11 protein-coding genes are annotated in these 14,662 nt (G+C 42.1%); 9 read left to right on the plus strand and 2 right to left on the minus strand.

Annotation, left to right across the window (positions count from 1 at the left end):
- Positions 1-6 precede the first annotated feature (6 nt).
- Entirely contained in the window at positions 7-705 is a 699-nt protein-coding gene (locus GUY17_RS20845; protein WP_101087323.1) for a FadR/GntR family transcriptional regulator, read from the minus strand.
- 195 nt (positions 706-900) lie between these two features.
- On the opposite strand from GUY17_RS20845, the gene GUY17_RS20850 reads away from it, so the two are divergent.
- The 3 genes from GUY17_RS20850 to GUY17_RS20860 are packed head-to-tail and all read left to right on the plus strand — an operon-like array spanning position 901 to position 3,551.
- On the plus strand, positions 901-1,668 hold the full coding sequence (locus GUY17_RS20850; RefSeq protein WP_254439841.1) for an SDR family NAD(P)-dependent oxidoreductase: 768 nt from the start codon (positions 901-903) through the stop codon (positions 1,666-1,668).
- 1 nt (position 1,669) lies between these two features.
- Complete coding sequence (locus GUY17_RS20855; protein ID WP_162024224.1) at positions 1,670-2,632, plus strand: 2-dehydro-3-deoxygalactonokinase; 963 nt, start codon at positions 1,670-1,672, stop codon at positions 2,630-2,632.
- Entirely contained in the window at positions 2,625-3,551 is a 927-nt protein-coding gene (locus GUY17_RS20860) for an SMP-30/gluconolactonase/LRE family protein (RefSeq protein ID WP_162024225.1), read from the plus strand. The genes GUY17_RS20855 and GUY17_RS20860 overlap by 8 nt, the downstream gene beginning before the upstream one ends.
- A 73-nt stretch (positions 3,552-3,624) precedes the next feature.
- Here the strand turns inward: GUY17_RS20860 and glpD are convergent, their stop codons facing one another.
- The gene (glpD, locus tag GUY17_RS20865) at positions 3,625-5,148 is read right to left on the minus strand and encodes a glycerol-3-phosphate dehydrogenase (protein ID WP_162024226.1); all 1,524 of its coding nucleotides are present in this window, start codon (positions 5,146-5,148) and stop codon (positions 3,625-3,627) included.
- A 252-nt stretch (positions 5,149-5,400) separates the two neighbouring features.
- Between glpD and GUY17_RS20870 the strand changes: the two genes are divergently transcribed.
- The 6 genes from GUY17_RS20870 to GUY17_RS20895 all read left to right on the plus strand — a co-directional run bounded on the left by GUY17_RS20870 (position 5,401) and on the right by GUY17_RS20895 (position 14,650).
- Entirely contained in the window at positions 5,401-6,453 is a 1,053-nt protein-coding gene (locus GUY17_RS20870) for a UDP-glucose--hexose-1-phosphate uridylyltransferase (protein WP_162024227.1), read from the plus strand.
- Entirely contained in the window at positions 6,446-7,600 is a 1,155-nt protein-coding gene (galK, locus tag GUY17_RS20875) for a galactokinase (protein WP_101087328.1), read from the plus strand. The genes GUY17_RS20870 and galK overlap by 8 nt, the downstream gene beginning before the upstream one ends.
- Before the next feature lie 124 nt (positions 7,601-7,724).
- Positions 7,725-9,089 (plus strand): acetylhydrolase, encoded by a 1,365-nt coding sequence (locus GUY17_RS20880; protein ID WP_162024228.1) that lies wholly within the window; start codon positions 7,725-7,727, stop codon positions 9,087-9,089.
- Positions 9,090-9,456: 367 nt separating this feature from the next.
- Positions 9,457-12,222: a TonB-dependent receptor gene (locus GUY17_RS20885; RefSeq protein WP_162024229.1), complete on the plus strand. Its 2,766-nt coding sequence runs from the start codon at positions 9,457-9,459 to the stop codon at positions 12,220-12,222.
- A gap of 130 nt (positions 12,223-12,352) precedes the next feature.
- Entirely contained in the window at positions 12,353-13,876 is a 1,524-nt protein-coding gene (locus tag GUY17_RS20890) for a tryptophan halogenase family protein (protein ID WP_162024230.1), read from the plus strand.
- A gap of 9 nt (positions 13,877-13,885) precedes the next feature.
- Positions 13,886-14,650: a SapC family protein gene (locus GUY17_RS20895; protein ID WP_162024231.1), complete on the plus strand. Its 765-nt coding sequence runs from the start codon at positions 13,886-13,888 to the stop codon at positions 14,648-14,650.
- Positions 14,651-14,662 lie beyond the last annotated feature (12 nt).

Below are 14,662 nucleotides of genomic sequence, written 5' to 3' on the forward strand. Positions count from 1 at the left end.
GACCGACTACAACTTCAACTCAATCAGCTCAAGTGCTTCATCTAAAATCATTGAAACAGCGGCTTTAGATAATTCAGGATTGCGCGCTTTAATCGCATTAAAAATTTCGGCATGCTTTTTCACATCCGCACCCGGCACGCCTTTTATCTTGTTGGTGTAACGAATGCTCACCCTGAGTGCGGTACCAATAAACTCGGTTAATTGCACAAAAAAACGGTTACCACTGGCGATTAGGATGCTGGTATGAAATGCAATATCCGCTTCTAACGGGTCATCTAAACCTTGTTCAGCTTCAACCATACGTTCGAGTGCCTTCTCGATAGACGCTAATTGCTCATCAGATGCGTTCATTGCTGCAAGTGCCGCCGCTTGCGGTTCTAGCGCAACCCTCACTTGAGTAAACTCTTTCAGTAAAGACAATGACGGTTTACTGCTTAAAATCCATTTTAATACGTCGGTATCAAACATGTTCCAATTGCTTTCAGGCAACACGCGAATACCTTGTTTAGGCCGAGATGAAATAAGGCCTTTTGCAGACAGCATTTTTACCGCTTCACGCGTTGAGCTACGGCTAACATCGTATTCAATACACAAATCAGCTTCAGAGGGTAAACCTTCGCCAACAGGGTAAACCCCTTTTACAATGGCAATGCCCAAATCGTGAGTTAATTGATGTGTTAAATTTTGACGTGGAGAATTATTCATGCTTTTACTGTCCAATATTCAGTACATAAATCTGTTATATCATATTTAAACGCAATTACGATATAACTTTGTTTTCAGTGGTGTTAATGTTAGAAATAGACTTAATAATCATCATTATTTTTCGGATTAATCATTAAATCCAACAAATACCGCTAGTTAACCATAATCATAAAAAGTAGGTTTGGAGCGTTATAAGTGAGTTTGTTAACCCAATATCAAGACTTGAAAGACAAAGTCATCTTTATTACTGGCGGCGCCAGCGGTATTGGCGCATCTATGGTCGAAGCCTTCATACATCAACAAGCTAAAGTGGCTTTTATTGATATCGATCATAAAACAGCAGCCAATCTACTTAGCAAAATGGCCAAAATTGATGCTTCATCAATTTGGTTTCGCGCTGTCGATGCCACCGATTCCGAATCATTACAACAAGCCATTAGAGATGTTGGTCAACACTTTGGCCGTTTTGACGTACTGATAAATAATGTCGCTAATGATGCGCGCCAAGATGTCGAAACGATTTCAGCCCATGATTGGCATAAGTGCATGCAAATTAATTTAGACCCTGCTTTTTTTGCATCTCAAGCGGCTTATATTTTAATGAAGCAGCAGCATTCCGGTAGCATTATTAATTTCAGTTCAATCACCGCGTTATTAGGCTCACAACAAATGACTGGCTACGTGACAGCAAAAGCAGGCTTAATTGGTATGACACGCTCATTGTCGCGTGAGTTTGGAGAATCTGGTATTCGTGTCAATGCCATTTTGCCCGGTTGGGTCGCCACCGAAAAGCAGCTGGCCAGTTGGCTAACAGAACAAGAAGAGCAAAAATGGACTGATGCGATGGCATTAAAACGCCGAATCACCCCTCAAGATGTTGCCAAACTCGCCCTGTTTTTAGCCTCAAACAATAGTGAATTGATCACCGGTCAGTGTATCAATATTGACGGTGGGAGAGCTTAGCTTGCTTGCTAAATATCAACATTTTATTGCTGTCGATTGGGGCACAAGCCATTTACGTGCTTATCTATGTTTAGCCGAAGTCGGTAAACCATTAATAGTGCTTGAACAAGCCAATAATGTCGGCGTGAAGAAAATTCAAACCGATTTTGAAACCACACTAATGGACAGTATTGCACCTTGGGCTAATCGTTTTGGAAAACTACCTATATTGATGATAGGTCAAATAGGTTCAAGCATTGGCTGGAAAGAAACCCAATATCTTGCTTGTCCTATTTCGCCCCAAGAGGTGATCTCTGCCGGGACGCGCTTTGACAGTCAAGGCCATCAAGTCACCATATTCCCAGGATTAAGTTGCCAGCTTTATAACCAACTCCATGACTCGATGCGTGGAGAAGAATTTCATTTACTGGGCTGGCTTGCGATGGCTCCACAGCATCTAGTTGGTCGACATCTTGTATGCTTGCCTGGAACCCATACTAAATGGGTGCTAATTGAAGAAGGTAAAGTCATTTTATTCAAAACTGCGCTAACCGGTGAACTGTATGACCTATTGTCATCTAACAGCGTATTGATCCAAGAAAAAGTATCAGATTTAGAATTTGATTTTGGCGCATTTATTGAAGGTGCTGATTTTATCTTGTCATCTACTAACGATAATTTTTATCACGGATTATATAGCGTCCGCAGTAAACAGCTTTTTGAGGATTTCTCAACCAAACAAGCACATGCGTATTTATCAGGACTATTGATAGGAAGTGATGTTCGCGCAGCTATCAGCGCCCAAGAGTGGCAATTAACAGAATTAGAATCAGTGGCGATTATTGGTCCACCTCACTTAAGCCAATGTTTTGTTGAAGTGTTACATCACTGTAATATCAACACAACATTATGGGATGTTACAGACGCGACATTGGCAGGATTTAATGTTGTGTACCAACACGCACATCATTCGACAGATGAATAATACACTAACCCAGAGCATCGGCGATCTTATACAGGTTATCCCATCACAAAATGATTTGGGTGAAAATGCTTTATGGCACCCACAACAACAAGCCATTTATTGGATCGATATCATACAAGGAAAAATTCACAAATATAGTGTCGAGACTCAGCTGCACGATCAATACAGTTTACCCTATCGTATTGGCAGCTTTGCGTTTTTAGCAGAACAGCAAACATTTCAGTTAATTGTCGCCTTTGAGCAAGGTTTTGCACTGTATCATCTCGATACACATGCATTAACATGGCTTAGCCAACCTGAAGTTGCACAGAAAGGTAACCGTTTTAATGATGGCCGCACCGATCGCAGTGGACATTTTTGGGCGGGAACCATGGTTGAAACCCGTCATGATCAACATCAACAAGGCAACTTGTACCGGATAGATAACCACGGTGAATGCCATAAAACCATTGAAGATATTTTGATCTCTAATGGTTTGTGTTGGAGCCCTGACGGTAACATTATGTATCACGCAGACTCTGAAAAACATTGCATCCATCAATATCGCTATAACCCAACTCACAAAACATTAACGGATAAAGCCTTGTTTGCGACCACCGAAGATCATGTATTTCCTGATGGTTCAACTATTGATGCACATGGCTTTATGTGGAATGCCCAATGGGGCGATCATAGCGTGGTACGTTATCATCCAGATGGTCATATCGTCGAAAAGTTAATTCTACCTGCTGTACAACCCTCTAGTGTCGCCATTGGAGGCCCAAATTTAGATTGGTTAATTGTGACAACATCACGTATTGAACTGACTCAACAGCAACTCGTTGATTATCCATTATCGGGTAACGTGTTTATTTATCAGTTACATCACGTTACTGGGATCGTCGACACACCTTGTCGTATCAATATCAACCAAGCATAAATCACAGCAATGGCAGATAAAACACACCCAAAAACTTTTTATCATTTTGGGTGCTAGTGTTAACACGTTAAGGTTAACTCACATCAGAAACAACTGCCGGTGCAACTTCCTGTTTACTGGCGACATAATCACTCAGTACTTGCTGTTGTTCCTCAGTAAAATGCAAACCTAGCTTAGTCCGTCGCCATAAAATATCTGCACTGCAACTGGCCCATTCATTGGCAATAACATAATCGACTTCCGCTTGATATAAACCATGACCAAAATCAATCCCCAATGCCTCGCTGCTCGCAGCATCATTTAAAATGGATTGGGTACGGGTTCCGTAAGTTCGTAATAAACGATTAATAGATCGTGTATTTATCCAAGGATATTGTTGCTGATAAATCCGGTTAAGATCACCTAAATCAGTAAAATCACCACCAGGTAGCGTTTGAGTTGCTGTCCAAGGTTTACCCATTTGAGGATGGAAAGGTTTTAATCGATTGACTGCCGCTTCGGCCAGTTTTCGATATGTCGTAATTTTGCCGCCAAACACTGACAATAGCGGCGCCTTATCTTTAGGGGCGTCGACAATAAAGGTGTAATCACGGGTCACCGACTGCGCCGAATCTGACTCGTCATCCATTAATGGTCTCACCCCTGAGAACGTATGCACAATATCTTGTTCGCTAATGGTGCTTTTAAAATAGTGATTGGTAATGCTAATCAGATAATCAATTTCTTGCTGGTCGATACGCACATCTTTAGGGTCGCCGGTAAAATCAACATCAGTGGTACCAATCAGAGAAAAGTCATCTTCAAATGGGATCACAAACACAATCCGCTGATCGACATTTTGCAAAATATAAGCGTGTGGCTGTTGATGGATTTTAGGCACCACAATATGGCTACCTTTTACTAAACGAATTTTTTGTGGTGAAGGCTGCTTTAATACATTTGAAAATAAGCTCGACACCCAAGGTCCAGAAGCGTTAACAATACTTTTTGCATACACCTGACGTAATGACTTGTCCCCTTGATGTTGTAAGGTGAGCTTCCAGATACCATTGTCGCGTTCGGCACTAATACAGCGGGTTTGAGTACAAATTTGTGCCCCTAGCTCTTTCGCTGCAAGGGCATTTAATACCACTAAACGAGAGTCATCGACCCAAGCATCAGAATATTCAAACCCTTGAGTAATTTCAGGTTTTAATGGGCTATCTTGTGTGAAGTTAATTTTTTTAGACGCATTCAGAGTGACGCGTGATGCTAAATTGTCATATAAAAATAACCCAAGACGGATCATCCACGCTGGACGTAAATGAGACTGATGGGGAAGCCTAAATGTCAACGGAGTGATCAAATGAGGTGCTTTTTTAAGCAACACTTCACGCTCTGCTAATGCTTCTTTAACCAAACGGAACTCATAATGTTCTAAATACCGAAGTCCACCATGGATCAGTTTACTGCTATTTGATGAGGTTGCAGACGCTAAGTCATTCTGTTCACACAGCAAGACACGTAAACCACGCCCCACTGCATCGGCCGCTATTCCAACACCGTTTATGCCGCCACCAATCACGACAACATCAACAATTTCTCTATCGGCTTCCATTTACGTATCCCACCACTAAAATAAATATGATAAATAATATATATTAGCAACATCATAGAGTGACAGACGGTCAATTGACAAGCTGAATTAGAAAGATCTTGTCGAAATTGATTACATCTTGTTAAATAAAATACTTAATAGTAGTATTTATCATATAAATTAAATTTGCAGCATTTATCAACAGTACAATTGAGATAATAATATGCATTTTCTGGTTATTGCTCCAGACACATATAGATGAAAGGGATTGCCATGAGTCAGTTTGAATTTACCCACAGACGAAAAAATCCGTTAACAGGTAATTGGGTGCTAGTGTCGCCACATCGAAATAATCGTCCTTGGTTAGGTGCGACAGAAAAAAATGCCCCTTCGAATTTACCAGAGTACGATAACACATGCCCTTTATGCCCCGGCAATCATCGTGCAAACGACAGTATCAATCCTGCTTATGATAAAACCTTTGTGTTTACTAACGACTTTGGCGCACTAACGTCACAAGTGACCGAACATTCCGCCGCGCTCAATCATGACAATCCATTATTTGAAATAGAGCAGGCTACGGGTGAATGCCGAGTGATTTGTTTCTCACCTAAGCACAATAAAACCTTACCAGAATTATCCGTGGCTGAGATCAATGATGTAGTTAATACCTGGAAACTGAACTACATCGAATTATCTGCTCAGTATGCATGTGTACACATTTTTGAAAACAAAGGTGAAGTCATGGGGTGTTCACAACCTCATCCCCACGGACAAGTATGGGCCCACAATCATTTATCGACCGAAATACAATTAGAAGAAGACAACCAGCGTAACTACCAACAACATCATGGCGGCAATTTGCTCGGCGATTATGTTAAACATGAAATTGCCGACGGTGAGCGAGTTGTTTATCAAAATGACCACTGGCTTGTGGTTGTACCATTTTGGGCTGCATGGCCTTTTGAAACCTTACTCGTATGCAAAGATGATGTACGCCATTTTGGTGAGCTAACCGATGCGCAATCAACTGCTTTAGCCCAAGCGATTAAGATACTCACCACCCGATACGACAATGTGTTTAATTGTAGCTTCCCGTACTCAATGGGTTGGCACAGTGCACCAAGCAAACTTGACGACAATAGTCACTGGCGCTTACATGGCCATTTTTATCCACCACTATTACGCTCAGCCACCGTAAAAAAACACATGGTCGGCTACGAGATGCTCGCCGAAAGTCAACGCGATTTAAGTCCAGAAACAGCTGCAAAAATTTTACAAAATGCCAGCGACATCCATTACTCTCAAGGAAACAATAATGAATAACGACGCGCTACAGGCATTCTATCAGCAGCAGTTTTCATCATTACCACAAGGGGTAGTTAGTGCTCCTGGTAGGGTTAATTTAATTGGTGAATTCACCGACTACAATCAAGGTTTCGTATTACCTTGCGCACTCACTTTCCGCACTCAAGTTTTTTACCATATACGAAATGACAACACGGTTAATGTACTATCAACCATGTATCCGAATGAACAAGAAAGTTTTGACGTTAATCAACCAATTAGTGCTGGTCAGTCACAATGGGGCAACTACATCCGTGCGGTTGCATTTGTGCTTAACCGTGCTGGCCACCAGCTACAAGGTGTTGATTTATTAATTGAAAGTAATGTGCCACAAGGCAGTGGTTTGTCATCTTCGGCGGCACTAGAAGTGGCTATTGCAGGGATGTTTAATCATGTTTGCGGCCTAAATTTAACCGAAGAGCAAATCGCCTTATTCGGTCAACAAGCCGAGAATGATTTTATGGATTGCCAGTGCGGCATAATGGACCAGTTAATTTCAGCTAAAGGTCAACAAGACCAAGCGTTATTAATCGATTGCCAAAATTTACACACAAAATCGGTGACCATTCCAACAGACTTATCGATTGTTATTGTTAACTCTAACTACCCTAGAAAGTTAGTCGACAGCGAATACAACCAACGCCGTATCGACTGCGAGCAAGCCGCCAGTAAAATGGGCTTAACCACCCTGCGCGATGCTGACTTAGCGTTGTTAATGCAAACTAAGCCACAAATGAGCGCAAATGAATTCTCCCGAGCTCACCATGTGATCACCGAAAATGCCCGCGTCATTGCCGCAACCCAAGCCTTAGCCAGTAATAACATCGAACAACTGCGCATTTTAATGACCGCATCACATCAATCGTTAAAGCATGACTTTGAAGTGACCGTACCAGCCACCGATGGTTTAGTGCAAATTTGCCAACAAGCTTTAGCAGACAGAGGCGCCGTACGCATGACCGGTGGTGGATTTGGCGGCGCGATAGTGTGTTTATGCCGTAATGAAGACGTAGCCGCTATTCAGCAAGCGGTTGAGCAACACTATTTTGCGCAGTTTAATTTGCAAGCGGACATTTATGTTTGCACCGCAGGCAAAGGATTAACCGTAGAAACGTTTCAGCAGTAACTCTGTAAATGAGTCGATAACAAAAAATGATGTGGGTTGAGGACCCGCCCACATTACATAATAAAAATGACCAAGTACTACAGCCGATGCTGAAGAGCATGCATTACTGAAAAGGACAGCATTAATGATGACCAAATCACTTATTTCTATCGCGTTGTTATGTTTAGGCACCCACTCAAGCGCCATTGCCGCAAACGCAACAGACAGTGACACAAAAAATACCATTCTAGTCGCCGAACAGCTTTACCCCAACACACTGCCAAAGGAAGCGTTGCCAGAGCTAGCGCAAACAGGGCTTTATCAAGTCGGTGTTAAAACTGTTAACTTGATTCATAAAAATCAATTTAATCCCAAAACCCAAATAGCTGAAGACCGAAAACTCAACATTGAGGTGTGGTACCCAAGTAACAAAACTGCCGCGACCAAGCAAAACCAACCGGCAGTATTAAATGCCGTTTATAATGATGAAACCCGTTTAGGATTACCATTTTCACTGCAAGGCAATGCCACTCGTGACGCAGAAGTGGCCGCATTAACGGATCAGCCATTTCCACTCATCGTGTTATCCCATGGTTATACTGGCTATCGCACCATTATGTTTTACTTAGCTGAGCATCTAGCGTCACACGGATATATTGTTGCGGCACTGGATCACACCGACTCGACTAATGCTGATGTCGATATGGTTAATGCTCCGGTTAGCGGTTTTTTTAGCACATTATTAAACCGTTCGCGTGATCAACAATTTGCCCTTGATTATTTTACCGGCAGTGACAATTTTGTCAGTCGCATTATCGACACGAAACGATCAGGCTTGATTGGCTATTCAATGGGCGGCTATGGTGCGGTAAACACTGTGGGCGGCTGTTATCAATTTAACCCACAAACTGCCGCTACCTTTACCGGCAGCAAAGACCAAAATATTATTAATGGTGCCATTACTTTACTCAACACCTGTGCTGGTGGCCAAACAGCCCCTGTAACAGTTGATCCTAAATGGAAAGCCATGATTGCTATGGCCCCCTGGGGAGGCAACCATCAACTATTTGACCCAGTAGCATTAGCAAAAATAACCGTCCCAACACTGTATGTTGCTGGCGATCTTGATGATATTTCTGGTTATAAAGGAATTCAATCGCTATACCAGCAAACTGGCGGTGAACATACCTATATGCTCACCTATCATAATGCTCGCCATAATATTGCCCCACATCCAGCACCTAAAGTGGCTTACCAAAATGAAATAGATTTAGGCCACTATTTTGAACCCGCCTGGAATACGACACAGCTTAATACCATCAATAAACACTTTGCATTAGCTATGATGGATTGCCATGTTAAAAATCAACAAGATAAGTGTTCATACCTACAATTAAGCGCTCAGTCTAATGAGCAAGATCAACAAGGCAATCCAACGACAGCCTGGAAAGGTTTTGCCCACAGCTATGCCACAGGCATGTCATGGGATATGAAATCCGCACCGCAATAAATAACCATTTTGAAATTGTTTTGATTGTTATCAGAATGTTTTTTTACAAGAAATGAACTATACCAAAGTGTAATAAACACAAAAAATACAGTCTGATTACTGTCTGAATAAACATTGAGCGATGACAGTAATATCTTTAAATTACAAAGACTAAATTCATTTACAACCTTAGGTTTTGGTACTATTTATTGCAATGTATATCACCATGATGTCAGTGATTAGTCTAAAAATTCATCATTAAATTACACCATACTTGTTAAGAAAAGGTTGATATTTAAGCTCAATTAATATATTTATAAGATAAATAAGCTTTAATTAAAAATAAAGATTTTATAAAAAAGCAACAACATCAACTGGGGGAAGAAAAATGTCGACAAAAGGAATCGCAACTTTTGGTAAGAGGACAACGATAGCACTTGCCATTGCTGGGGCATTAGGAAGTGTTAACGGCGTCTCTGCAGCAGAAGCAGAAACTCAAGCTAATGAACAAACAATAGAAGTTATTGCTGTAAAGGGGATACGCAGCAGTTTAAAAAATTCAATGGCCGATAAGAAATCTGCTTCGGTTGTGTCGGATGGTATTTCAGCCGAAGATTTAGGTAAGTTTCCAGATTTAAACGTAGCCGAATCATTACAACGTATTACTGGTGTATCGATTGACCGAAGTGGTGGTGAAGGTCAGGCAGTAACGGTTCGTGGCTTTGGCCCACAATTCAATACAGTATTGGTTAACGGCCGTCAATTAGCGACAGATAGCGCTGGTCGTGAGTTTAATTTCGACATCTTAGCCGCTGACCAAATTACGGGTGCTAACGTCTATAAAACCAGCAGTGCCAGCATGCAAGAAGGTGGCATTGGCGGTACGGTCGACGTCACAACCGCGCGTCCGTTTGATTATTCAGGCTTCCAACTTGTCGGTTCTGTGAAAGGAATGTATGAAAGTCTTTCAGAAGAAGTTTCACCTTCTGTCTCAGGTTTGATCAGTAACACCTTCAATGATGAAACTATGGGTGTATTACTTGCCGTAAGCCATCAAGAGCGCCAAGTTCAAATTAACCAAATCAACACCGCCGGTTGGCGTGGCGGTCAAACTATTTCCAATTCACGTGATGGCGTGTTGTTTACCAATGCTTATATTCCACGTAACTGGGACCAAATCGTTGATCAACAGGACCGAACTCGTACTAACGGTAGCTTAGTATTCCAGTATGCTCCGTCTGACGACGTCAGCATTACCTTGGATGGTTTTATTTCAAAATTTGAAGTGGATTCTGAAGTTACCGATTTAGCATCATGGTTTGAGCCAGACCGCGTTGGTAATGCCACTATCGACCCTGCAACAGGCACCTTATTAACCTTTAGCCAAGATGTTGGTTTACATCAAGGCAGTGGCGACCCAGCAACTGACTTTGTGTCGCACACTCGCAACTCTCGCGACGTGACAAACAGCGGTGTCGGCTTAAATGTTAAATGGGATATTACAGACCAATTAAAAGCTAACTTTGATGTTTCAAACTCAAATGCTGAAAACGATCGTGCTGGCCGCGACCGTTTCAACGTTGTCGGTATGACCAACAGCTATGAATTTGATGGCTCGGGTGGAACCCCTACCGTTATCCATGGTGGTTTTGAAAATGGCAACTTACCTGATGCCGGCCTTTCTCGTTTACATTATAACGAAAAAGGTAATCAATTTACTGACGAAGATGAAATTACTGAGTTTAAAGCTGATTTCGAATATTCACCTGATTCATTGGTGTTCACGAAAGCGAAATTTGGTCTATACCGTCAAGAGCGTGAAAAATCCAGTTACCAGATTTTTGGTAGTCAGTGTCAATTCTGTGGTTATGGTACTCCTGCACCCAATGAAGCCATTAACTTCAGACCCTATACTGCGAATAACTATTTCTCTGGTTTAATCGACACCTTCTACACCTATGATGGTGATGCTATGGTCGATTATTTAGCCGCTGAAGGTTATCCAATCACCCCAACACTGCAAAACAATCGCTATACCATTAATGAAGATGTCAGCAGCTTATACATGAACTTCACGTTTGTGTATGACGTAGGTGATATGCCATTAACGGTTGATTTAGGGGCTCGTTACTCAACGACTGATGTAGAAGTCAGTGCCGTACAGAGTTATATTTCTGACGTAGTACCAACCAGTGATGCGACATTGTTCCAAAACATATACGGTCCAGCGACAAATATTACTCAAGGCACAACTTACTCAAACTTGTTGCCAAGCGTAAACGTGAAGTTAGACCTACAAGACGACATGGTGCTACGTTTTGCCATGTATGACTCGTTAACCCGTCCAACCATGTCACAGCTATCTCCAGCGACTAACTTTAACGAGCCACGTCGTCAGAACTTAACAGCTAGCGGTGGTAATCCATCACTTGAACCGTTCCGTTCTGAAAACTGGGATATCTCTTACGAGTGGTATTACGATGACGCCAGCATCTTCAGCTTTGCATTTTTCAGTAAAGAAGTTGACGACTTTATCGTAACGTTAACGGGTGATGAAACTTACCAAATGACTGACCGAACTGGCCCAGACTTTAACTGTAGCACGGCTAACTCAGACTTATGTTCTGACCCAGTTGTTGGCACAACAGAAGAGTTAAATGGTCAGTCAGAACAGTACACTGTGACCCGCCCTCGTAACGGTGAATCAGCACGTATTACTGGTTATGAAGTTGCCTTAACTCATATCTTCGACAACGGCTTTGGTGTTACCGCCAACGCGACTGTGGTTGATAGCAATGTGACAGTAGATGCTAACAGCACTCAAAGTTTCGCACTTGAAGGTTTAGGTAATTCACAAAACTTAATCGTGTTCTATGAGCAAGATAACTTCCAAGCCCGTGTTGCATTTAACAACCGCGAAGGCTTCTTACGTCAGCTAGACAATGGTTTTAATGGTGAACCAATCAATACCGAAACGTTTGGCCAGTGGGATATTAGCGCCAGCTATGACATCACTGAACATGTATCGGTGTTTGTTGAAGGCATTAACATCACTGAAGAAGAGCTCGTTCAAACAGGTCGTTTCGCCAACCAAATTTATTCGGTTGAAGATAACGGATCGCGCTATTCTCTAGGCGTTAGAGGCAAGTTTTAAATTATAAGTAATAAAAGACAGGTGCTTAGCACCTGTCTTTTTTGTTTATGATATATAAAACACACCTTGTGATAGTGTTTAACTACGACGGTAATTAAGCACATTTCATTGCAAATAGGATGTTAACCCAATGGCAAAAGCAGTCAAAAAAATAATCATTGTGGGTGGAGGTACAGCGGGTTGGTTAACCGCAGCTATCATTGCATCGCACCATAAAAGCCAGACAGGTAATGACTTAACAATTATTTTAGTGGAATCATCAGACATTCCCACGGTCGGTGTTGGTGAAGGCACTTGGCCAACCATGAAAAATACCTTACAACAAATAGGTTTAAGCGAAAGCGAAGTCTTTAAGGCTTGTCACGCCACGTTTAAACAAGGCGGCAAGTTTGTTAACTGGGTCCATGGAAATGGCGACTTTTACTACCATCCATTTACGGTTCCATTAGGTTATGGTCGTATCGACTTAGCACCTTATATCGACAACATCAAAGACTATGCCGAACACACCAACTTCCAACATGCTATTTGTGAGTCAGGCCTTGCTCCTCGCAGCATGGCAGAAGGCGAATATCAAGGCAGCTGCAATTATGCTTACCATCTTGATGCTGGCGCCTTTGCCGACTTATTAAAACAGCATTGTAAAGCCAAGCTAGCAGTAGAGCATGTCATCGGAACAGTAGAACAAGCCCATGTCGATAGCCAAGGTAACATCAGTCATATTTCACTTGCTGACCAAGGTTCAATTGACGGTGATTTATTTATCGATTGCAGCGGTTTTGCATCTTTATTACTGGGTAAAACACTTAATGTGCCGTTTGTTAAACTGGATCATGTGCTATTTAACGACCGCGCCATTGCAATGCAAGTGCCCTATACAGATCAGCATAGCCCGATTGCATCGCACACCATCGCCACAGCGCAGGACTCAGGTTGGATTTGGGATATTGGCTTAACACATCGCCGCGGTGTCGGTCATGTGTATTCAAGTCGTTATATGACCGACGAACAGGCTGAAGCCAATTTACGCCGTTATATTGGCCCCCAAGCCGAAGGTTTAAGCGTAAAAAAAATCAGCTATCAAAGTGGTCATCGTGAACGCTATTGGCAAAAAAATTGTGTTGCTGTTGGCATGGCAGCAGGATTTGTTGAGCCACTAGAAGCCACTGCGATTATGCTAGTCGAAATATCTGCACGCTACATTGCCGACAACCTACCGGTTAACGATACCATCATGGCATTAACGGCCAAACGGTTTAACCAACAAATGGAATATCGCTGGGGACGTATTGTTGATTTTTTAAAACTACATTACATGCTGACGAAAAGACCCGAACCCTATTGGCAAGCACATTGTCATCCCGACTCTATTCCACAGAGCTTACAAGAAGACTTAAGCATTTGGGCTTATCGAGGCCCCACCAGCAAAGACTTCAATGGCCCAAATGAGTTATTTCCAGCCGCTAGTTATCAATATGTACTTTATGGTATGGGTTTCAGCCCTGACTATTCTCAACATGCACACTTATACCAACAACAGGCCCAAGCCACTCAGATACTTAACCGTAATGTTCAGCTTACGCAGCAGATGCTCAATACATTGCCGCCTCATCGAGACTTCATTGAACAATGGTTAACTCATTCTCAACAATAGAATAAAAATATGAAAAAACTAACAGAATTAACGCCTCAACAGCACCAAAACTTACGATTAGCAAACGACAGCGCCATCCAATTTGCTCATCAACAAAACATCATGAACCTGCGGGTATCTGAAGTCAGCCAAACGGCTTGCAGTATGCCAATTGTTTATGTCCGTGATGGTAACAATGGTCAATGGGTATTAACGGCATTTACTAGCTTCGAGCAAGGTAGCAACCTATTTGTCGAACAAGGTAAGTGGACCGCGCTACACACGCCAACTAACATGCAAACCTTTCCATTTTTTTTGATGATGTTACCTGACGACCCACAACGTTACACCATTGGTATTGACGAACAACATGGGGTGTTTTCTGCCACAACAGGACAAGCCATTTTTGAAACCAACGGCAAAGCATCGCTGCATTTATCTAGAGTAAAAGCTTTGCTTGAATCTGACATTAACAATGATCTCCAGACCCAAGCATTTAATCAGCATATTAGCCAACTTGGCCTGCTACGCCCAATTAGTATTTTAATCCAGCATCAAGATGGCTCAACACCTAGTTTGTCGGGTTTATTCACTATTGATGAAGACAAACTACAAGCCCTCAGCCAAGAAGCACTCTTTGAGCTACACCAGAAAGGTTATCTTGCGCCATTACAAGCCATGCTAATGTCATTATTTCAACTCAATGCGCTGATCAAAAAGCACAATAAAACCCCAGGCTTGAACCCAATAAAAAGCATCAAATTAGAAGTCAGTAAAAATTCAGCTGCGGCATAACAATACCCAATA

This window comes from Shewanella sp. Arc9-LZ, from assembly GCF_010092445.1.
Lineage (GTDB): Bacteria > Pseudomonadota > Gammaproteobacteria > Enterobacterales > Shewanellaceae > Shewanella.